The following is a 21393-nucleotide window of genomic DNA, read 5'->3' as shown; positions in this document are numbered from 1 at the left end:
CAAGCGCTATCGCCGGAACTCCATCGGGACCCAGATCATCACCTTCGGAGGCCGATCCCGGTCATACTCCATCGGCAGGGCCTTGGCCGCCCGCGCATTGCAGCGCGAGCAGACGAAGCGCAGCGTGTCGATCGACCGCCCCTGCCCCACCACCCTGGCCACGTCGCGGGCGCGAAGGTGGCCGACATGGCGGCAATGTCCGCATTCCACGCGGATCAGCATGTCGTGGCGGGCGGCCCGCCCCACGGTGTCGATCGTTCTCGTCATTGAGAACAAATGAAGAACAAAAAGCCGTCAGGTCAAGGGGTGCCCGAGACGTTCTGGTGGCGATCGGGTGAGTATCCGCAGGATGGGCCCGGTCGGACCCACCCGAGACCGATGGCGACCCGCGGCGATCCTAGGCGAAGGGCACCGCCGTGGTGCCGGGCGGCAGCTTGGCCTCGTTGTCGGGCTCGACATGGATGATGACACGGACCGACGGAACCTCGGCCTGGAGCGCCGCCTCGATCCGGTCGCAGATGACATGGCTTTCGCCCACCGTCATGGTGCTGTCGACGACGAGATGGAACTCGATGAAGGTCGCGCGGCCGGCGATCCGTGTCTTGAGATCGTGCACCTCGAGTGCACCCTTGGAGTTCAGCGAGATGATGTCGCGAATCCTGCGGGTGTCGTCGGGATCGGCGGCCACGTCCATGAGGCCCTGCACCGACTGGCCGATCACCTTCCACCCCTGCCAGAGGATGTTGAGGGCGACGATGATGGCGAGCAGCGGGTCGAGCACGGCCCAGCCGGTCACGATCGCGCCGACGAGGCCGATGATCACGCCCACCGAGGTGACCACGTCGGTCATGATGTGCCGACCGTCGGCCTCCAGGGCAGGCGATCGCTCCCGCCGGCCGGTCCGGATCAGCACCGCCGCCCAGGCGGCATTGGCGACGGCCGCCAGGCCGTTGATCGCGAGGCCGAGCGCCGGTTCGTCCATCAGGCGCGGCGTCTGCAGGGCCGCCCAGGCCTCGCGCATGATCAGCAGGCTGGCCAGCACGATGAGTACGCCCTCGGTCACCGCCGAGAAGTATTCGGCCTTGTGGTGGCCGTGCGGATGGTCGGCGTCGGCCGGCTTGTGGCTGACGCGGATCGCCCAGTAGGCGGCGCCAGCCGCGATCACGTTGACGATCGATTCCAGTGCATCCGAATAGAGCGCGACGGAGCCCGTCACCCGCCACGCGGCGAATTTGAGCGCCATCACGCCGAAGGCGACGAAGATCGAGGCGAAGGCGAGCCGCCGGATGCGCTGCTTGACGGGCATCGTCAGTGTCTCCGCGGCGCGCCCGAAAGGCGGGCGTCTCGACTCACGCCGCCTTCACCTTGGCCTTGCGCGGCAGGTGCGCCACCACGTTCTCGATCATGCGCATGCCGGCGTTCTGGCCGAGCGACATGATCGATTCTGGATGGAACTGGACCGCCGCGATCGGCTCGCGCTTGTGCTCGAAGGCCATGATCACGCCGTCTTCGGTCTCCGCCGTCACCATGAACTCGTCGGGCAGCCGCACCGGATCGGCGAAGATCGAGTGATAGCGGCCGACGGTCACTTCCTTCGGCAGGCCCGAAAAGACGACGCCCGGCTTCGTCACCCGGATGCGCGACGGCTTGCCGTGCATGGGGATGTGCAACTGGCGCAGTTCGCCGCCGAAGGCCTCGGCCAGCGCCTGCAGGCCGAGGCAGACCCCGAAGATCGGCAAGGCGCGGCCGCGTGCCTTGCGGATGGTCGACGCACAGTCGAAGTCCTTCGGCGAACCGGGACCGGGCGACAGCACGACCAGGTCCGGCTGCACCGTGTCGAACACCTCGTCGGCCACCGGCGTGCGCACCGTGGTGACGATGGCGCCGGTCTGGCGGAAGTAATTGGCGAGCGTGTGGACGAAGCTGTCCTCGTGGTCGACGAGCAGGATGCGGACCCCCTCGCCCACCCGCGCCGCCTCGCGCTCCTGGCGCGCCGCATTGCTCGATCCGGCCTCGCGGATCGCCGCAAGCATGGCCGAAGCCTTGAGCTCGGTCTCGGCCTCCTCCTCGTCCGGCATCGAATCGTAGAGCAGCGTCGCGCCGGCCCGCACCTCGGCGATGCCGTCCTGGATGCGGATGGTGCGCAGCGTCAGGCCCGTGTTCATGTCGCCGTTGAAATGCACCATGCCGATCGCCCCGCCATACCAGCGGCGCGGGCTCTTCTCGTTCTGCTCGATGAAGCGCATCGCCCAGAGCTTCGGCGCGCCCGTGACGGTAACGGCCCAGGCATGCGACATGAAGGCATCGAACGCGTCCATTCCCTCGCGCAGCCGACCCTCGATGTGGTCGACGGTGTGGATCAGCCGCGAATACATCTCGATCTGCCGCCGTCCGATGACGCGCACGGACCCGGGTTCGCAGACCCGGCTCTTGTCGTTGCGGTCGACGTCCGAGCACATGGTGAGTTCGGACTCGTCCTTCTTCGAGTTCAGGAGCTTCAGGATCTGCTCCGAATCGGAGATGGCATCGTCACCGCGCTTGATCGTGCCGGAAATCGGGCAGGTCTCCACCCGCCGGCCCGAAACGCGCACGAACATCTCCGGCGAGGCGCCGATGAGGTATTCGCCCTGTCCGAGATTGATGAAGAAGGAATAGGGCGACGGGTTGATCGCCTTGAGCTTGCGGCAGATGTCCGACGGCGCCGACTTGCAGCGTTCGAAGAACATCTGGCCAGGCACGACCTCGAACAGGTCGCCGCGGCGGAAGCTCTCCATCGCCTTGCGCACCAGCTTGGCATAATCGCCGGGCTCATGGTCGCCGCGCGGCGGAATGGTGTCCGCCTGCCGGAACGGCTCGGCCACACTGTCGCGCGGCAAGCCCTCCGTGGAATGGTCCCCCAGAGCGAAGTCGTAGCGGTCGTGCCAGGCCTGCGCGGTGTAATGGTCGACGACGAGGATCTCGTCGGGCAGGAACAGCACCAGATCGCGCTGGCCCGGAGCGCGCTCCAGCTTCTGCTCGACCGGATCGAACTGGAAGGCGAGGTCGTAGCCGAAGGAGCCGTAGAGGCCGATATTGCTGTCCTCGCTGCTGCGGAACAGCGAGACGATCGCGCGCAGGACGGTGAAGACCGAAGGCACGCGGCTGCGCTCCTCCTCGGCGAAGACCCGCCCGGGCTGGGCGATTTCGATGCGGATCAGGCGCGGCCCCTGCTCGGCGATCGCGATGTCGGCAAGCCCGTGCAGCGCGCCGGCGATGATCGGCAGCATGGCCTCGCCGCGGCTGTTCAGAGCCTCGATCCGCATGGCGCGACCGATGGCGCTGATGGAGATCGGTGGATCGATGATCGCCGTGTCCCACCGGGTATAGCGGCCCGGATATTCGTAGTTGGAGGAGAAAACGGCCCCCCGCCGCTCGTTGAGCCCTTCGATATAGGTCTCGATGGCGCCCTCGTAGGGCGTGGCCGTCCGCCGCCTCGTGACGGCGACGCCGCCCGCGGTGACAAAGCGTTCCGACCCGTCGGCGCGAAGTTCCGTCGTCATTCCCGTTCTCCGTTCATCCCGCTGGGGCACTCCGGGCGGAAAAGGAAAAGGCCGCTCGGACATTCCGTTGCGGCCATTCGAGTTACCCACGCGCGCGCGTCGATGGCCGCTAGATTGCGGGCCGCCACCAGTTCGCGATCGTCGACAGGTTGATCATGGCTGCATGCTTAGCCGCGGAATCCCGGCCGCGCAACAAGGATTCTTCAGGTGCCGGCGCGACCGTCCGACCGGACCGGCCGATCCTCTCCCGGGGGACCTTGCCTGCGCAGCCGCCAGGCGCGCAGCGCCGTCACCACCAGCCACGCCAGGCAGGCCCAGGAGACGCCGAAGGCCCAGCCGGCCGCGACGTCCGAGGGCCAGTGCACGCCGAGATAGACCCGGCTGGCGCCGATCCCGACGGTGAGCAGCAGCGCGACCCACAGGACGTAGCTGCGAACTGCCAGTCCGTCGACGAAACGCACGATGACGGTCGCCAGCGTCAGGTACACCACCGCACTCATCGATGCATGCCCGCTGGGAAAGCTCGGCGTATGCACGCTGACCAGTTGCTCCACCAGATCCGGCCGCGGCCGGTCGTAGAGAAGCTTCAGGCCGTGGGACAGCGACGTCCCGAGTGCGATCGACAGAAGGGTGTAGACGGCGGGGCCATACCGTCGCGATACGACGAGAAAGCCGGCGACGGCCACGACGATGAGCGTCAGAAGCGGATAGCCGCCAAGCGCGGTGAGCTCGATCATGAACTCCTCGAACCAGGCCGGCCCGAGCGGGTCGGAGATGTCGGCCGGATTGCGCAGTGCCAGCAGCAGCCAGCTGTCGAACCTGTCGAGCTCGGCCTCCGAGACCTCGTCGGCAATCTGCAGGAAGGCATAGACGCCGAAGCCGAAGAGAGCGGCGATCGCGACTGGAAGACTTGCGATACGCGAGTCCCGCATGCCTCGGACGAGGCCATTCAGACCAGCTGCCTTGCTCACCCCGTCACCTCGGCGGCCGCCTTCCTCACCCGCTCCATGTCGGGCTCGAATCCCAGCGCGCGCTCCGCCCTCAGGAGCGCCATCCGGGAATGCTGGCCTGCGGCCTCCCTGCATCGACCTCCACCCTGCCTCGCCAGGACGGCGAACGCCTTCTGCAGGCGGATCTGGACTTCGACCAGACCCGCACCGTCCCGCGCGATCGGGGTGAAGACGTCATCCAGCAGTTCCTCGGCCGTCAGCGCCGGCACGTAGATGCACGGAAGTTCCGGTTTCGCGCGCTCTTCGGCAACATCCCAGTGGATCAGCAACCGGGTCGCCCGGGAGATCACGTCGATCGCCGTTCCGGGATCGTTGATACCGGGCGACAGCGCGCGCGACGAGATCTCGGCGAGGACGGAGAAGCCGAAGCGCGGATCCTGGTCGAAGCTGCGTTCCTTCCCCAGCGAGAAGGCAAGGCGGAGCGCTTCCAGGTCTTCCTCCTCCGGTTGCTTCTCGAGGTAGGCCACCGGCCGGGTGGGATCGACCAGCGTGCCGGGTATGGCAGCCAGGCTGATGGTCGTACCCTTCGCCCGGGCCCATGCCGCCAGGGCGGGTGCGTCGATGTGCCGGACATAACCGACCGCAGGGATGTGGACGGGATGGATATGGCCTTCCCGACGCGCCGAACCGGCCACGAGTGGAGTGCCACCGAGGTTCGGCCGTTCCAGCCATGCGCGAAGCGCGTCTTCGATCGCCAGTTCGACCTTTTCGGTGGTCTCGTTCACCCGCCCCAGCCGCACCACGTAGTCGATCCAGCGCACGAGCGTCACGACGATGATCAGGACGACGATGAGCGTGAAGACGAACAGCACGAGCCGACCCCGCTCGCCCTGCAGGTTCATCGCCAGGGTTATGATACCGGCCAGGCTGAAGAGGAACGACCCGAGAAACGCCGCAAGCACGTTCTGCGACGTCGTATCCTCGATCATCAGCTTCGTCGCGCGCGGCGTCACGCTGGTGGTCGCGGCCGCATAGGCCGAGACCATGGTGGTCAGAGAGAACGTGGTCACGGCCAGCATGCTGGACGCGAGGATGTTGAGGATCTGCGCCACCGAATCGGCGCCGAGCTTGTCCGCCAGTCCGGGGGGAATGATCGGCGCCGCCAGAATGGCGACGAGCGGCGCCAGGATCGCCAGAAGCGATATCAGGGCCGCCCTGAACCAGAGTTTGCGCCCCAACAGGGAGATCAGCCAGGACCAGCGCGACACCATTCGTTCAACCCTCGATTTCAGGTCGAACCTAGGGCATCCGCCGCATTTTCATAGCCCGGACGTCTTTGCCAGGGCGATCGCGGCCCTGCCGGTCAGAAGAGCCCTTCGATATGGCCCTGCTCGTTGAGGAAGATCTTCTCCGACGACGGGCTTCTGGGCAGACCCGGCATGGTCATGATCTCGCCGCAGATCGCCACGACGAAGCCGGCGCCGGCCGAAAGCCTGACCTCGCGGACGGGTACCGCATGCCCGGTCGGCGCACCGCGCAGGTTCGGATCCGTCGAAAACGAATACTGCGTCTTGGCCATGCAGACCGGCAGATGCCCGTATCCCGCCTCTTCCCACTGCCTCAACTGGTCGCGCACGCTCTTGTCGGCAATCGCCTCCGAGCCGCGGTAGATGCGCTTCACGATGGTATCGATCTTCTCGAACAGCGGCATCTCGTCCGGATAGAGCGGCGAGAACTGCGCGGCACCCGATTCGGCGAGCGCGACGACCTTGTGTGCAAGCTCCTCGATGCCGGCCGAGCCAAGCGCCCAGTGCTTGCACAGGATCGCCTCCGACCCCTGCCCCGCCACATATTCCTTCATGGCGGCGATCTCGGCGTCGGTATCGGTCGTGAAGTGATTCATCGCCACCACCACCGGCACGCCGAACTGCTTCACGTTCTCGATGTGGCGGCCGAGATTGGCGCAGCCCTTCTTCACCGCCTCGACGTTCTCCTTGCCGAGGTCCTCCTTCTTCACGCCGCCGTTCATCTTCATCGCCCTCACGGTGGCGACGATGACCGCTGCCGCCGGCTTGAGCCCGGCCTTGCGGCACTTGATGTCGAAGAACTTCTCCGCGCCCAGATCCGCGCCGAAGCCCGCTTCGGTGACGACGTAGTCGGCGAGCTTCAGCGCCGTCGTCGTGGCGATGACCGAGTTGCAGCCATGCGCGATGTTGGCGAACGGGCCGCCATGAACGAAGGCCGGGTTGTTCTCCAGCGTCTGCACGAGGTTCGGCTGCATGGCGTCCTTCAGCAGCACGGCCATGGCGCCATCCGCCTTGAGGTCGCGGGCATAGACCGGCGTCTTGTCGCGCCGATAGGCGACGATGATGTCCCCCAGCCGCTTCTGCAGGTCCTTCAAGTCCACCGAAAGGCACAGGATCGCCATCACTTCGGAGGCGACGGTGATGTCGAAGCCGGCCTCGCGCGGGTAGCCGTTGGCGACGCCGCCGAGCGAGCAGATGATCTCGCGCAGCGCCCTGTCGTTCATGTCCATCACGCGCCGCCACACCACCCGGCGGGTGTCGATGCCGAGCTCGTTGCCCCAGTAGATGTGGTTGTCGATCAGCGCCGAAAGAAGATTGTGCGCCGTGGTGATGGCGTGGAAGTCGCCCGTGAAGTGGAGGTTCATATCCTCCATGGGCACCACCTGCGCATAGCCGCCGCCCGCCGCGCCGCCCTTGACGCCGAAATTCGGTCCGAGCGAGGCCTCGCGGATGCAGGTGATCGCGCGCTTGCCGATCCGGTTCAGCCCGTCGCCGAGGCCGACCGTCGTCGTGGTCTTGCCTTCGCCGGCCGGCGTGGGGTTGATGGCGGTGACGAGGATGAGCTTGCCGTCCTTGCCGCCCTTCTTCGAGGCGATGAACTCTGCCGAGATCTTGGCCTTGTCATGGCCGTAGGGAAGAAGGTGCTCGGACGGAATGGCGAGTCTGGCGCCGATCTCCATGATCGGCTTCTTCTTCGCTGCACGCGCGATCTCGATGTCGGACTTCACGTCGGCCATTGCGTCTCCCCCGCATTCATTTCTTGTCGCGGAGATCCTCCTTCCGCGTCGGCGCGATATGAGCGCGGCCGCGCCGGTCCCGCCGTCCTAAAACAGCCGCCCAATGCACCGATTGCGACAGCTTGCCGTGAACGCCGCAGCCCGAAGGCCGCAATCGCGGGAGCAGCCGTCAGCCGACCTTGCCCCACATCTCTCCGGCCTTGATCGCCGCCTCGACGCGGTTGCGGACCTGAAGTTTCTGCAGAATGTTCGTCATGTAGTGCTTGACCGTCTTTTCCTGCAGGCTGAGCGATCGGCCGACCTCCTTGTTGCTGAGGCCCTTGGCGACGAGCCGCAGGATCTGCTCCTCCCGCGCTGTGAGATCGGCAAGCGCCTGCGTGCCGCCGGTCCGTGTCCGCATGCCGACGAGAAGGCGTGCCGCGAGGCCGGGGGCGACGTAGGACTGTCCCATGGCGATGCTCTTGGCGATCCGCACCAGGTCGGGTCCGCCGACGCCCTTCTGGATATAGCCTGACGCACCGAGATCGAGCGCGCGCACGATGTCGTCGTCGGCTTCCGAAACCGTCAGCATCGCGATACGGGTGCGCGGTACTACATCGGCGATGCGCCGGGCAGCCTCCAGGCCGTTCCCCGGCATGGAGATGTCGAGAATGATCATGTCGGGCTTGTGCTGCATCGCAAGCTGCACGGCCGTGACGGCATCGCTTCCCTCGGCCACGATGTCGAAGCCTCCATCGTCCTCCAGCGTGCGCACGACGCCGCTGCGGTAGAGCGGATGGTCGTCGACGACGATGACGCTGATCTTCTTATTCATCTGTCTCTCCGGTGCCGAACGGCAGCGACATCCACATCTCCACCTGCGCGTCCGGTTTCGCCGAGAAGCCGAAAGTGCCTCCGAGCACCTCCACCCTCTCGCGCAGCCCGACCAGGCCGAGCGGCCGCTTGCCGTCCACCAGGCAGGGACAAACGGCAGGTCCATTTGTGAGCATGATGAAAAGTTCTCCGTCGCGGGTTTCGCATATGATGGACTGATCGCGTCCCTCGGCATGCCTGTAGGCGTTGTTGAGCCCTTCCTGGACGAATCTGTATGCGCAATATTTCATAGAAGACGCGATGAACCCGTCGATTTTTGCAATTTCCAGCGTGACCTGCGTTCCGGTCCGCCTTTCATGCGCCTGCACAGCGCGTCGAAGCACTTCGCCGAACTCCAGTCCGCCGATCTCCGGCAGCGAGAGCCCGGCGCAGATGTTGCGAATCTCCCGCATCGCCTCGTCGAGCGTCTGCTTGATGGTGGTGCATTCGGACTGCCAGGCGGGCGGAACGTCCTTGAGGCTGCTGATCCGCAGGGCGGCAAAGCCGATCAGCTGCGCCGGACCATCGTGCAGGTCGGCGCTCAGCTGCCGCACGTGGCGCTCGTTCATGGCCAGGCCGCGCGAGGCGGCGCGCTGGACGCGGATGCGCAGCTGCCGGTTCACCTCGGAGACGCGCTCCGCCTCGTGGGTACGCGCCCGCAGGTCGCGCCGCTGGCGCTCGATGGTCCTGCTGGCCTGGTGCACGATGCCGAAGAGGGACGTCCCGATCAGCAATGTCGTGCCGATGGTGATCGCCAGCACCACCAGCGTGGCCTGGCGCAGCGTGTCGACCAGCGCTCCGGCGTTTTCGTAGAATTCGGCGACGCCGAGAATCTTCCCGCTCCACGGATCGCGGATCGGCGCGTAGACCTCGAGCAGCGGAACGCCGAGATCCCGCTCGAATGCGCTCTCGTCATGGTCCAGTTCCTCGATCTCGGCGGCCAGTTCGCCCTGCAGCGCCCTCTCCAGGGCATCGAACATCTCGAACTGCCTGCCGATCAGGTCCCGGTCCGGCGAATAGGCCACGATCCCGTCCGGCCTCCAGAGCTTGATCGAATGGATCCGCCCTCCCAATGCGCCCATGGACAGCATGCTCTCCAGCGCGTCGCCCGCGCCGATCGGCAGGCTGCCACTCTCGTCCACCTCGCGAACGATGGGAAGCAGGACGCCATCCATCACGAGCGCGGTCGCGGACGCGGCATTCGTGATCGCGGCTTGCGTGATGATGCGATTCACCACCGTGCCCACCGTCAGGCCCGACAGCGTCATCGCCAGGATGACCGCGATGGCGAAACGTGCCGACAGGCCCATGCGGCCGAAACGGCGCGTGAGGGGGGGCGACGTCACGGCGTCAGATTTCCCGATCATCGCGACGCTACCGCACTCACGTTCGACGCCTTTCCTGCACCGCTTTTCCCGCCCGCTCCTGCTGAAACCCTTCCGTGCGCGATGCGCCGGTCAGGCGACACGGTCACCACCTGCGGTCGGGCGTCCAACCGGTACATGGGTTACCGTCAGCGGCGCAAGACGGCTCGCAGCACGTCGCGAACGCCGATGGAGCCGATGAAGCGGGTCTGTTCGTCGAAAATGGCGACGGGCGCGGTCTGGGACTGGTGCATGGCGTGCATGACGGTCTTGAGCGACGTGCCCGGCTTGGCCCAGAACACGGGCGGTCGGTCGCGCGGCAACGTCTCTACGTCGTCGCAGGACGACCAGATCGCGGGTTGCCCGTTGTTTTCCGCGGCGACCACCATGTGGTTCTCGTCCAGCTGGAAGCGCGTGGTCTGTCTCCGGTCAAGCCAGACCCAGCCGTCGCCCGCCTGCACGAGGTCGCGGCGGTCGCGCATCACGTTCCAGGCCGTCAGCACCGAGAGCGGATTGACGTTGGCGATGAAGTCGCGGACGTAGTCGTTGGCAGGCTTCAGCACGATCTCCTCGGGAGCGCCTGACTGGACGATGCGGCCGCTCTCCATGATGGTGATCCGGTTGCCGATTTTCAGCGCTTCCTCTAGATCGTGGCTGACGAAGACGATGGTCTTCTTGAGATCGGCCTGGAGCTGGAGCAATTCGTCCTGCAGCTTCGTGCGGATGAGCGGATCCAGCGCCGAGAACGGCTCGTCCATCAGCAGGATCGGCGCCTCCGTGGCGAAGGCGCGCGCCAGCCCCACGCGCTGCTGCATGCCGCCCGACAGTTCGTGCGCGTACTTGCCGGCCCATTGCGACAGGCCGACGAGTTCGAGCTGCGCCTGAACGCGCTCGCGCCTTTCCTTCTCCGGCACACCGGCCAGTTCGAGGCCGAAGCCGACATTCTCGGCCACCGTGCGCCAGGGCAGGAGCGCGAACTGCTGGAAGACCATGGCCACGCATTCGCGGCGGACCTTGCGCAGCATGTCGGACCCACACGAGACCACGTCGGCGGACCAGTCTCCGTCGTGAACGACCACCTCGCCGCGCGTGACCTTGTTCAGGCCATTGACTGCGCGCAGCAGCGTCGACTTGCCGGAGCCGGACAGGCCCATCAGCACCGAGATCTCGCCTTCCTCGACGGTCAGGTTGCAGTCGGCGCAGCCGAGCACCGACCCGGTCTTTTCCAGGATCTCCTGGCGCGTCGCGCCGCCGTCGAGCAGCGCGAGCGCCTCGCGCGGATCGTCGCCGAAGACGATGTCGACATGCTTGAATTCGACCGCCGTGCTCATCGCGTCTTCCCCTCCCCGATCCGGGCGACACGATCGAGGATGATGGCGAGCACCACGATGGCGAGGCCGGCTTCGAGACCAAGCGGGATGTTGACCGTGTTCAGCGCCCGCACGACCGGCTTGCCGAGGCCGTTGGCGCCGATCAGGGCCGCGATCACCACCATCGACAGCGACAGCATGATGCACTGGGTGAGACCGGCCATGATCGTCGGCAGCGCGGCCGGCAGTTCCACCTTCCAGAGCAATTGGCTCTTCGTGGCGCCGAAGCTCTCGCCCGCCTCGATCATCGGCTTCGGCACCGACGTGATGCCGAGATAGGTGAGCCGGATCGGCGCCGGCATGGCGAAGATCACCGTGACGATCATGCCGGGCGCGATGCCGAGGCCGAACAGGATCAGCACCGGTATGAGATAGACGAAGGTCGGCAATGTCTGCATCAGGTCGAGCAGCGGATGCAGGATACGGTAGACGCGCTCGCTGTGCGCGGCCCAGATGCCGATCGGCACGCCGAGCGCCATCGATGCCGCCGTCGCTCCGACGACCAGAACGATGGTCTCGCAGGTTTCCTTCCAGAGGCCCTGGTTGATGATGAAGAGCAGGCCGAGCGCGACGCCGGCCGCCAGCTTCCAGGACGCCTTCAGCCACCAGGCGAAGCCCGCGATCAGCGCCACCAGCAGCACCGGGGGGACGGCGAGAAGGATGTCGACGAGCCCGTCGAGCAGGAAGGTGAGCCCGTCAGCGATGGAATCGAAGAACCACTCGAAATTGTCCGTCAGGAAGTCGAAGAACTGCTTGCCCCATCGACCGATCGGTATCTTGTAATCGGCGACCCACTCCGAGACCGGATCCATTTCGAGCTACCCCCATGGTGGCTATGGACGAGACGGCGGCCGGACTCCGGTCCGGCCGCCATTCCGTTCGTCATATGAAGCGAAAACGGTTCACATGCCCAGCGAAGACTTCACGGCGGCCGTCGCATCGCCGCCCTCCAGCGTCGTCACGCCGTCGAGCCACGGCGCGACCGCGTCCGGATTGGCCTTCAGCCAGGCAGTCGCCGCATCGGCGGGATCCTTCCCCTCGTCGAGGATGGCGCCCATGATCTCGTTTTCCATCTTCAGCGAGAAGACGAGATTTGTGAGCAGCTTGCCGAGGTTCGGACACTCCTCGACGAGACCCTTGCGCACGTTGGTGTGCACGGTGGCGCCGCCGTAATTCGGGCCGAACACGTCGTCGCCGCCCGACAGGTAGGCCATCTCGACATTGGCGTTCATCGGGTGCGGCTCCCAGCCGAGGAAGACGACGTCTTCCTTGCTGCCGGCCGCCTTCTTGACTGCCGACAGCATGCCGGCCTCGGAACTCTCGACCACCTCGAACCCGGCAAGGCCGAACTGGTCGCCAGCGATCATGTCGAGGATCAGGCGGTTGCCGTCGTTGCCGGCCTCGATGCCGTAGATCTTGCCGTCGAGCTGGTCCTTGAACTTGGCGATGTCGGCGAAGCTCTGCAGGCCCTTGTCGAAAGTGTATTTCGGCACCGCCAGCGTATACTTCGCGCCTTCGAGATTGGTCACCAGCGTGACGACCGAGCCGTCCTCGCGATAGGGCGCGATGTCGGCCTCCATCGTCGGCATCCAGTTGCCGAGGAAGACGTCGATGTCGCCGCTCTTGAGGGAGGCATAGGTGACCGGAACGGACAGGATTTCCGTCGAAGGCTCGTAGCCGAGCGCCTCGAGCAGGACCGATGCGGTGGCGGTCGTGGCGGTGATGTCGGTCCAGCCGACGTCGGAGAACGTGACTTCCTTGCAGCTGCCGGCATCCGCGGCCAGCGCGCCGGACGACAGTGCCGTGGCCAGCCCGAAGGCGAGCGCGGTGGTCTTTGCGAGCTTCATCCTGGTAACTCCCCTTGTTCGGCTGCGCACGAGGACGGATCGTCCTCGGCTCGGCAGTCCATGGCGGAAGCCAAACATCATTTCGGCGGCGTTTCAAGCCGCATACCGCCATGTGCTGGCCAGCTTACGCCAACGACCGCCGCAGACACAGTTTGCCGTGGATGACCCCCGGCCTCAGCGACTTCGCATGAACGGCGGACTCCCCTCCCCGCGGAATCTGCGCTTAAAGGCGCCATGGCCAAGCTCTACTTCCACTACGCCACCATGAATGCCGGCAAATCGACGATGCTGCTGCAGGCGTCGTACAACTATCGTGAGCGTGGCATGTCGACCATGCTCTTCGTGGCGGGCCACTACCGCAAGGAGGGCGCGGGCTACATCTCGTCTCGCATCGGCCTGGAATCCGACGCCCGCATGTTCCGGGACGGCGACGACCTTTTTGCCGCCATCGCCGAGCGCAACGGCCACGCGACCGTCCACTGCGTCTTCGTCGACGAGGCGCAGTTCCTGGAGGAAGAGCAGGCATGGCAGCTGGCGCGGGTGGCCGACCGCCTCGGCATCCCGGTCATGTGCTACGGCCTGCGGACCGATTTCCAGGGCAACCTCTTCACCGGCTCTCGCGCGTTGCTGGCCATCGCCGACGAACTGCGCGAGGTCCGCACCATCTGCCGCTGCGGCCGCAAGGCGACCATGGTCGTCCGGCTCGGTTCCGACGGAAAGGTCGCACGCGAAGGCGATCAGGTGGCGATCGGAAAGGACGTCTACGTCTCGCTCTGCCGCCGGCACTGGGAGGAGGAAATGGGCCGGTGGAGCGCGGAGGATTTCATCGGCTTCGCCCGCTAGCCCAAGGCGAATTTCGCCTTTGTTACCGCGATTTAATGGAACGAACGGTCTGGCGGAACGTACTTCCGGTCTAGGGACATCGCTTCGAAAGGCACACCCATGAAGAAGTTCACATCAGCGCTTTGCGCCACCCTGGCGTTCGCCATGACGGCATCCATCGCGCTCCCGGCAACTGCCGCGCCGGTCTTTCTTCCGAAGATGCAGGCGCAGGCAACGGACGCCGACGTCATCCAGGTTCAGATGAACCGCAATGATCGCGAACGTCGCTTCGAGCGGCGCCAGGATCGGCGGGAAAACCGCTTCGACCGTCGCGAAGACCGTCGTGAATCGCGCTTCGAGCGTCGCGGCAACTACGCTTACTACAACAAGCACCGTGGCTATCGCGAGCGGCGCCCCGGCTATCGCCAGCACAACGGCTTCTGGTTTCCGCCGGCAGCCTTCATCGCCGGTGCGATCATCGGCGGTGCGCTGAACAACAACAACACGGTGCGTTCCGGCGGCAGCGCCCACATTCAGTGGTGCCACGACCGCTACCGGTCCTATCGTTCGTCGGACAACACGTTCCAGCCCTACAACGGCCCGCGCCAGCAGTGTAATTCGCCCTATAGCTGATCGCCGGCACGCCTGATGTCATGAAGGCCCGCCCCTCGACGAGGGGCGGGCCTTTCTTCGTTCGGGGAGCATGTTCCTCCCTGTCCGACGATGACGACTTTCAATCGATACGAACGATCCATATATTCGCGTCGTCAGTAGCGCTGAGGCGGAGGGTGACCATGGCGACGTTGCAGAATTTCGATGCGGAGATCGCGCGGACGAGGCGGGTGGTCGACGACATGCGATCCCGCATCGAGCAGTCGGGAATCGTTCTCGAGAAATTCGCCACCGCTGACAAGGCGATCGGCGATGCCGATTTCGACATCGAGAATGCCCGCATCCAGGACGTCCTGAAGCAGCAGAAAGTCATGGAAGGCAACATTGCCGACCTGATCATCGGGCTGGAGGATGCCACCAACGTCTTCGGCTCCGAGTTCGAGAGCATGAAGAACTACACGGGCTGGGAGAGCTTCGTCGGGATCTTCTCCAAGCAGAGCCAGCAGCGCATGCGCACGGAGCGCGTCCGCAACATGTCGCTCGCCGGCAACCTCCAGGAACTGCTCGCGAAGTCGGACACGATCGTCGGCATCCTCAAGGCCCAGAAGCAGGTGCTCGACCAGCGCTACGCCACCTCGGAAGCGAGCCTGTCGCAGGTCATCGAGCGCCGCAAGGGAACGATCGCCAACCTGACCGCCACGCAGAAGCGCATCGAGGAGCTGAACCCGATGCTGCTGGACATCGAGAACCGCATCGCCGCCTCGACCGACCAGACGCAGCGCACCGATCTGGAATCCGAACGCTCGAAGCTCGCCACCGAGTACAACGAGCGCCAGGCCAAGGAGCAGGAACTGCTGGCCGAAAGCCAGACGCTGGAGCGCTACACCTCGATGTTCCAGACCTTCGTGGACTCGCTCAACAACCAGATCGCGGCGCAGAACACGCTGATCAACAAGCTGACCATCGACACCGAGCAGCGCATCGTTCTCTACAAGGCGCTGGAGGACTCGCTGAAGACCGCCGCGCAGCAGGACGTCGCCCACAAGATCAACACGCTGGGCAGCCAGGTCGACACGACGGCCGAGCAGACCATGGCCGGCATCGGCGCGGCGGCGCAGAAGCACATCGGCGATCTCCTCGAACTGCACGAGAAGAACATGGTCGCCACCGCGGACATCCAGCGGCGCAAGAAGCTCGCCGACGATGCCTTCGCGCGCCGTTTCGACGAAGTCCTCCGAAAGCACAATGCCGCCGACTACGTGAAGACGGGCGCCTGAGGGAAAGGCGGCCGGACGCATAGGATGGCGCAGCCATGACACCCGCCGACACGGCTGCCAGCCGCTATTTCGATGCCATCGCGGCTGCGCTTGCCGGCCTCGACATCTTCCTGCGCGACGAGCGTTCGAAGCTGCAGGCACATGGCCTGGTGGCGCAGATCGTTTCGGAATATATCGTGCGCTTGGAAAACTCCTTCGCCTGCTGGCGAAACCGGCTCGGCTTCACCGACAGCTTCCGCATCTCGCGGGCAGAAAGCGGTTTCCCGGTGTTCCAGAACGTGCTGGAACTGGAAAACGACCGGCGCACGGCCGACAAGCGTCTGGCGGCCATTCCGCAGCCAGTCGAACTGCGCGCCGAGATGGTCGACTTCATCCTGCGCCACAAGGAGTTTCCAGCCACCCTCCAGCGCATGATGGCAGAGCGGCTCTACCTCGAAGAGGCCAGCACCGGGCTCGTCTTCGCGCCCAATGTCCTGCCCAAGACGGTCCGGGTGTCCGTCAATCCGCGGACCGGCCGGCCCTTCTATCTGGTCCACTGGGGCGCCTTCGACGGCGCGGCCAACCTGCCGCTGGTCTACATGGCGATGGTGGAGGATTCCTCGCCGGACCTCGTCGGCATGCTGGTGACGCGCGACGGCAAGCTGAACGACAAGGTGCCGATCCCGCTGCCTGTCGAAGGCCTGCTGAACCCGTCGCTTGCCCGTCGTTTCGACGATTTCGCCGAGAAGAACTCGGCCTATTCGTTGTCGCCGGCCACGATCGCCGGCAATCTCGACAAGGATTTCGAGAACCTGCACCCCAAGCAGCTGCGCCGCGTCGTGCTCGGCCCCTTCTATTCGGCCGGCATCACCGAGCATAATCCGACGGTGGCGGCGGTGCTCGACAAGGTGCGCCGCCCGCAAAGCGCCTGGCTGCTCACCTGGACGATCCAGGAGGTGTTCTCGAAGACGGAGAAGCCCGCGCGGCGGGGCTTGTGGTCGAGCGAGCCCGCGCGAGAGGAGTTCCATCTCGAGACCGACGATCTGGAGGCGGCGCGCCAGGGCGTTTCCGCCTACGAGAAACACGCGCTGATCCCGCACGAGGCCTATCAGGCGCTTTATGCCGCGGGCGAAGCGCAGAAGATCTTTTCGGGATACAAGGTCCACATCCTGTCGGGCTCCGGCGTGATCAGCGATGTGTAGCAGCCCGCCGGGAGGGGAGTGACGCATGGACGCCGGCCTGACGACGATCACGGAAAAAGACATCGAGAAGCACCGCGCCGTCGCGCAGTCGATGGTCACGCGCATCATCGTGCTGGAAGATGACGGCGGCCGCTCGGCGACCGCGCTCGCCGGCACCGGCCGGCGTTTCGTCTCGACCGTCTCGACGGGTGCGACGCGCCGCACCCGCGAAGTCGAGCTGTCGAAGACGATCGCTTCGCTGCGGCCGGGGGATCAGATGCTGTCGATCCCGCAGCACACGCTGCTGTTCCGCGCCCGCCGCGGGCTGGAGGTGTCGCTGGCCATCGGCGACGTCTTCGCGCAGGCCTCCGACCTCGAGAGCCTGCAGGCGAAGAACCTGCAGTCGCCGCTGCAGGGCGAGGATGCGACCCGGTACAAGAAGCTCCTGTCCGCTTCGGCCTATGTCGCGGCCTTCGCCTTCGCCTCCTACCTGCTTCAACTGGTCGACGGCGAGAGCGAGCCGGTGAACGACACCGCCGAGCCGGACTTCCTGTTCGACACGCAGCAGGACGCGCTGAAGTCGATGGTCTCGGGTCTCGACAAGGCCATCGCCGGTGCCGGAGATGAGCAGGAGATGACGGCGCGCGCCCGGGCCTTCGCCCGCGAGGCGATCGAAGGTCTGCTTGCCCGCAAGGCCCGGTTCGACGGCCTGGGTGCCTTCGAGGACGCGCACATCCGGCTCGATGCCGACGACTTCACGCTCGACGGCTTTGACGTCACGCCGGGACAGAAACGCAAGCCGTTGTCGATGACCTTCAAGAAACCGGAGGACATCGTCGGCAACCAGATCGCCAAGTACCAGGCGATGCGGCTGGCCAGGATGATCATGGCCTATGATTTCGACCGCCAGATGAACCCCTTCGTCGAACTCGGCGGCTTCCTCTTCACCTTTATCGGCGACGGCGCGCCCGGCACCGGCAAGACCATGCTGATCCAGATGACCGCCGGCCTGATCAACGACTACTGCCAGGTCGCCGGCTATCCCTTCCACTATGAGAATTTCGGCGTCGACCAGATCTCGTCCTACCAGGGCAAGTCGGGCCAGAACTGTCGCCAGTTCGTCAACAACGTCATCAACCCGCGCGCCATCGGCTTCGGCACCATCGACGACATCGACCAGGTGGCGGCCAAGCGTTCCGATGACCGCGCCTCGGCCGGCCAGCGCGAGATCACCGGCGTGCTGATGGCGGCCTTCGCCGGGGCCGAGACCGTGGTGCGGGGCAACTGCTCCTTCGGCATGTTCTCCAACTATCCCGAGAACGTCGACGACGCGCTGCGCCAGCGCGCCGGCGCCCGCTGGCTGGTCGACGGGCCGCAGACCCGCGACGACTACATCGACATCTTCGTGCTGCTCGCCGGCAGGAACCACCAGATCCCGCTCGGCGACCACGCGCTCCTGCAGAACCAGTCGATCCAGAAGGCGATATCGGTCGCCTACGAGGAGCACTCGAAACCGCAGGAAGAAGGCCTCCAGAAGGTCTATGACCGGTTTCTCGACCAGTTCGGCGAGCCTCGCACGATGACCGACGTCGGCACCTACCTGCACATGATCCGCGAGGTCGAGCCGCGCTTCACCGGCCGCGCCATCAAGAACGTCACCGACGCCATCAAGATGCGCGCCATGGACTTCGACCTGCCCGACGCCTGGTTCGAGGCGCCCGATGCCTTCCTGCACAAGCCCTACGACGAGAAGAAGGCGATGATCGAGGATCTGCGCGGCCCCTTCTCGATGGCCATGGTGATGCAGGAAATCAATCGCTACGCCGACTCGGAATTCCGCTACTCCGATCGCTCCGACGACACCGCCGTGTCCAAGATGGTCCGCGACGCGAAGCTGCGCGAGCGGGCGATCGGCGAGATCGAGGGGCTGAAGGCGAAGGGTTTGTGGGGCTGACCTCCTGCTCCCCGTTCACGGGAAGAAGGTGCCCCGAAGGGGCGGATGAGGGGCGCGATGCGTGGCGAGAACGCGAGGAGGACGAAGCGTGCCCGATCTCTTCGGCAGGTCGAGAACGATGCGGAGGACGTGTTGTGGAACGAACTGCGCGGGCGGCGGCTCAACGGCTGAAGGTTCGTCAGGCAATTGCCGATCGGACCGTACTACGCCGACTTTGCCTGCCGGCAGGCCAATCTGGTCGTCGAGGTCGACGGCAGCCAGCACGCTCGCCAGCCGCGGGACCGGTTTCGGGACGAAACGATGAATGCGAATGGGTGGTCTGTGCTGAGGGTGTGGCACGCCGACGTGCTGCGTGACCGAGCGTTGGTCATCGATACGATCGTGGCGGCCGTCGAGGGGCGACTTCGCGAACGCATGGTCGGTCACGACGTAAGGTTCCTTCCGGCGGTTCGCGAGGTAGAGCCATGACCGACAACCTTCGCGCCGCCCCTCATCCGCCCTTCGGGCACCTTCTCCCCGTGAACGGGGAGAAGGGGAGTTCGGCGGGCGCGGATCGCGATTGCAAACGCGGATCCGCGGCCTTAAATTCTGGCGTGGCTGGCTAGAAAGGCAAGGACATGCGTGAAGTCGGAACGCTGGAAGCTCGCAACTCGCTGAGCGCGCTCTTGGAACTCGTCGAAAAGGGCGAGGAGATAACGATCACGCGCCACGGCAAGCCGGTCGCGCGGCTGGTGCCGCCTGCGCGGACCGAGGAGCAGAAGGCCAAGGCAAGAGAGGTCGCGCGGGCAATCATCGAAATGCGCAAAGCAGTAAAACCCGATCCCGACGGACTGACGATTCGCGACTACATCGAGATGGGTCGGCGCTATTGACCATCGTCGTCGACTCCTCCATCGCTTTGGCTTGGTTCCTGCCCGATGAGAACAGTCCTCTGGCGCTTGATGTCCTTATGCAGGTGACCGAAAGCGGGGCCCTGGTGCCGCAGCACTTTCAAGTCGAATTCGGAAACGCGTTGGTGATGGCCGTCCGTCGCAAGCGGATCGACCGGGATTATCGGCGCCGGACATTCGAACGCATCTCGGGTCTGGAACTGACGATCGATCGCGCAGGCGGTGACAGGATGTGGACCGATACAGTCGAACTGGCCGATGAGCACGGGCTAACGCTTTACGACGGGCTCTACCTGGAACTCGCCCTCCGCACGGGACTGCCGCTGGCAACTCTCGACAAGCGACTCGCAAAGGCAGCGCTCGACATCGGCCGGCTTCGCAAATGACAGGTTGGCAAAATCCGACATGAACCTGCTCCGCGATAGCGAACTCATCTACGGCCGCCTGCTGACGGTGGAGGAACCTCACCTCATCGCACGCTACAACAAGGCGCTCACTGCCTTCGGGCTGGCGCCGACGAAGCTCGACAGCTTCGAGATCGACCGTACCGGCTTCTCGCCGCAGGTGGCCGAGGAGTTCGGCGACTTTGCCTATCTCGACCCGAACGGGGTGAACCGGCGTTTCATCGTGCTGACGCCGTCGCAGATCGAGCTTCCGGTCGTGCACACCGCATTCTCGAACACCTCGCAGCTGATGTTCGAGTTCCTGTCGCGCAACCGGCGCGCCATCGATGCGCTGACCATCAAGGACGTGATCTACGGCGAGATCGAGGACAGCGTCGCCAGGGTGGACGACATCGAGGACCTGCTGTCGATCAACCAGGTCGAGTTCAAGGTGCTGTCGGCCGAGGACGTGCTCGGCAAGGCCGCGGAACTGGGCCGCCTGGCCGACCGGCTGAAGCAGGAGCCCGAGGCCTGGCGCGATTCGGCCATGCTGGAGAAGATGGTGGAACTGGCGAAGGTCTGCGGCGACATCCGCGAGAACGCGCTCGTTCCCGACCAGGTCATCTTCCGCCACAATGCCTTCTGGACCAGCCATTTCGGCGGGCTCTACGTCTTCGTCGATCCGGACATGACGACGGTGATCTCCGACCCGTCGGCGCCCGGCTTCCGCCGCTCGCGCCCCTGGCAGGTCAGCTACCTGTCGATCCACGACGCCGAGCGGGTGTTCCAGTTCCTGCTCTCGACCGGGCGGCTCGACCTGCCGCGCGCCTCCTGGCTGGAGGCGTCGGGCTATCTCGAGCATCGCGCCGACATGACGATCCGCACCCTCGTCTGCCGCAACGATCCGGCGGTCGATCTGACGATGGCCGACAAGGTCTGGCTGCAGACCTGGATCCACGGCCACGCCAATCTCGTCAACAGCGACGGGGTGTTCCCGTTTCTCAACGCCATGAAGCGGGAGGTCGGGCGCACCGGCCGGATAAACCTCGACGAGATCGAACCGGCAAGGCGGTTCCTCGTCGTGCGCGCCAAGCCCGAACATCCCGATGCCTGGCTGACCAACATGCTGATCGCCGACTTCGTGCCCGACGACTTCATTTCGCGCTACGTCTTCAACAAGCAGGCCTTCTACGCAGACTACGAGACGTTCGAGCCGAACTGGCGGCGCCACGTTGTGGAGATGCTGAAGACCGCCTATCTCTCCGACAAGGCCGGGCTTCGACGGAAGCTCTACGGACTGACGGACTAAAGCGTGTCGCGATCTTCCAGA

At 65.3% G+C, this 21393-nt stretch carries 19 protein-coding genes and 1 pseudogene; 9 read left to right on the top strand and 11 right to left on the bottom strand.

The features are described from left to right. Positions 1–6 precede the first annotated feature (6 nt). The 11 genes from N1F91_RS09080 to N1F91_RS09030 all read right to left on the bottom strand — a co-directional run bounded on the left by N1F91_RS09080 (position 7) and on the right by N1F91_RS09030 (position 12965). Positions 7–267 (bottom strand): hypothetical protein, encoded by a 261-nt coding sequence (locus N1F91_RS09080; protein WP_289991585.1) that lies wholly within the window; start codon positions 265–267, stop codon positions 7–9. A gap of 130 nt (positions 268–397) precedes the next feature. Further along, entirely contained in the window at positions 398–1306 is a 909-nt protein-coding gene (locus tag N1F91_RS09075; RefSeq protein ID WP_289991584.1) for a cation diffusion facilitator family transporter, read from the bottom strand. A 43-nt stretch (positions 1307–1349) separates the two neighbouring features. Further along, complete coding sequence (locus N1F91_RS09070; RefSeq protein WP_289991583.1) at positions 1350–3539, bottom strand: anthranilate synthase; 2190 nt, start codon at positions 3537–3539, stop codon at positions 1350–1352. A 203-nt stretch (positions 3540–3742) separates the two neighbouring features. Continuing rightward, a complete protein-coding gene (locus tag N1F91_RS09065; protein ID WP_289991582.1) occupies positions 3743–4471 on the bottom strand; it encodes a phosphatase PAP2 family protein in 729 nt (242 codons plus the stop codon). A gap of 35 nt (positions 4472–4506) precedes the next feature. Further along, a complete protein-coding gene (locus N1F91_RS09060; protein ID WP_289991581.1) occupies positions 4507–5760 on the bottom strand; it encodes a DUF2254 domain-containing protein in 1254 nt (417 codons plus the stop codon). Positions 5761–5852: 92 nt separating this feature from the next. Next, a complete protein-coding gene (locus tag N1F91_RS09055; protein WP_289991580.1) occupies positions 5853–7532 on the bottom strand; it encodes a formate--tetrahydrofolate ligase in 1680 nt (559 codons plus the stop codon). Positions 7533–7701: 169 nt separating this feature from the next. After that, positions 7702–8346: a response regulator transcription factor gene (locus tag N1F91_RS09050; RefSeq protein WP_289991578.1), complete on the bottom strand. Its 645-nt coding sequence runs from the start codon at positions 8344–8346 to the stop codon at positions 7702–7704. Continuing rightward, positions 8339–9730 carry a histidine kinase gene (locus N1F91_RS09045; protein WP_289991576.1) on the bottom strand — a complete coding sequence of 464 codons (1392 nt, stop codon included), beginning with the start codon at positions 9728–9730 and terminating at the stop codon, positions 8339–8341. The genes N1F91_RS09050 and N1F91_RS09045 overlap by 8 nt, the downstream gene beginning before the upstream one ends. Positions 9731–9897: 167 nt before the next feature. Further along, positions 9898–11079 carry a choline ABC transporter ATP-binding protein gene (gene choV, locus N1F91_RS09040; RefSeq protein WP_289991574.1) on the bottom strand — a complete coding sequence of 394 codons (1182 nt, stop codon included), beginning with the start codon at positions 11077–11079 and terminating at the stop codon, positions 9898–9900. Then, a complete protein-coding gene (gene choW, locus N1F91_RS09035; RefSeq protein ID WP_289991573.1) occupies positions 11076–11930 on the bottom strand; it encodes a choline ABC transporter permease subunit in 855 nt (284 codons plus the stop codon). The genes choV and choW overlap by 4 nt, the downstream gene beginning before the upstream one ends. Positions 11931–12020: 90 nt before the next feature. After that, positions 12021–12965 carry a choline ABC transporter substrate-binding protein gene (locus N1F91_RS09030; RefSeq protein WP_289991572.1) on the bottom strand — a complete coding sequence of 315 codons (945 nt, stop codon included), beginning with the start codon at positions 12963–12965 and terminating at the stop codon, positions 12021–12023. Positions 12966–13199: 234 nt separating this feature from the next. Here N1F91_RS09030 and N1F91_RS09025 point away from each other — a divergent pair, with 234 nt between their 5' ends. The 9 genes and pseudogenes from N1F91_RS09025 (at position 13200) to N1F91_RS08985 (ending at position 21372) form a co-directional block, all read left to right on the top strand. Continuing rightward, on the top strand, positions 13200–13808 hold the full coding sequence (locus N1F91_RS09025; protein ID WP_289991570.1) for a thymidine kinase: 609 nt from the start codon (positions 13200–13202) through the stop codon (positions 13806–13808). Positions 13809–13907: 99 nt separating this feature from the next. Beyond that, positions 13908–14420 carry a BA14K family protein gene (locus N1F91_RS09020; protein ID WP_289991569.1) on the top strand — a complete coding sequence of 171 codons (513 nt, stop codon included), beginning with the start codon at positions 13908–13910 and terminating at the stop codon, positions 14418–14420. A 161-nt stretch (positions 14421–14581) separates the two neighbouring features. Then, positions 14582–15676, top strand: a complete 1095-nt coding sequence (locus N1F91_RS09015) for a hypothetical protein (protein WP_289991568.1) — start codon at positions 14582–14584, stop codon at positions 15674–15676. A 35-nt stretch (positions 15677–15711) separates the two neighbouring features. Then, the gene (locus N1F91_RS09010) at positions 15712–16857 is read left to right on the top strand and encodes a hypothetical protein (RefSeq protein WP_289991567.1); all 1146 of its coding nucleotides are present in this window, start codon (positions 15712–15714) and stop codon (positions 16855–16857) included. Positions 16858–16882: 25 nt separating this feature from the next. After that, positions 16883–18790, top strand: a complete 1908-nt coding sequence (locus N1F91_RS09005) for an AAA family ATPase (protein ID WP_289991566.1) — start codon at positions 16883–16885, stop codon at positions 18788–18790. Positions 18791–18847: 57 nt separating this feature from the next. Next, positions 18848–19258 (top strand): annotated as a pseudogene (locus N1F91_RS09000) (DUF559 domain-containing protein). A 149-nt stretch (positions 19259–19407) separates the two neighbouring features. After that, positions 19408–19662 carry a type II toxin-antitoxin system prevent-host-death family antitoxin gene (locus N1F91_RS08995; protein ID WP_289991565.1) on the top strand — a complete coding sequence of 85 codons (255 nt, stop codon included), beginning with the start codon at positions 19408–19410 and terminating at the stop codon, positions 19660–19662. Beyond that, the gene (locus N1F91_RS08990; protein ID WP_289991564.1) at positions 19659–20066 is read left to right on the top strand and encodes a type II toxin-antitoxin system VapC family toxin; all 408 of its coding nucleotides are present in this window, start codon (positions 19659–19661) and stop codon (positions 20064–20066) included. Before N1F91_RS08995 ends, N1F91_RS08990 begins: the two co-directional genes overlap by 4 nt. A gap of 19 nt (positions 20067–20085) precedes the next feature. Next, positions 20086–21372 carry a DUF6638 family protein gene (locus tag N1F91_RS08985; RefSeq protein ID WP_289991563.1) on the top strand — a complete coding sequence of 429 codons (1287 nt, stop codon included), beginning with the start codon at positions 20086–20088 and terminating at the stop codon, positions 21370–21372. The last annotated feature ends 21 nt before the right edge of the window (positions 21373–21393 follow it).

The organism is Aquibium sp. ELW1220, assembly GCF_030398385.1.
In the GTDB taxonomy this organism is placed as follows: domain Bacteria; phylum Pseudomonadota; class Alphaproteobacteria; order Rhizobiales; family Rhizobiaceae; genus Aquibium.
The sequence above is the reverse complement of the archived record's forward strand: the minus strand, read 5'-3'. Positions and strand labels throughout refer to the sequence as shown.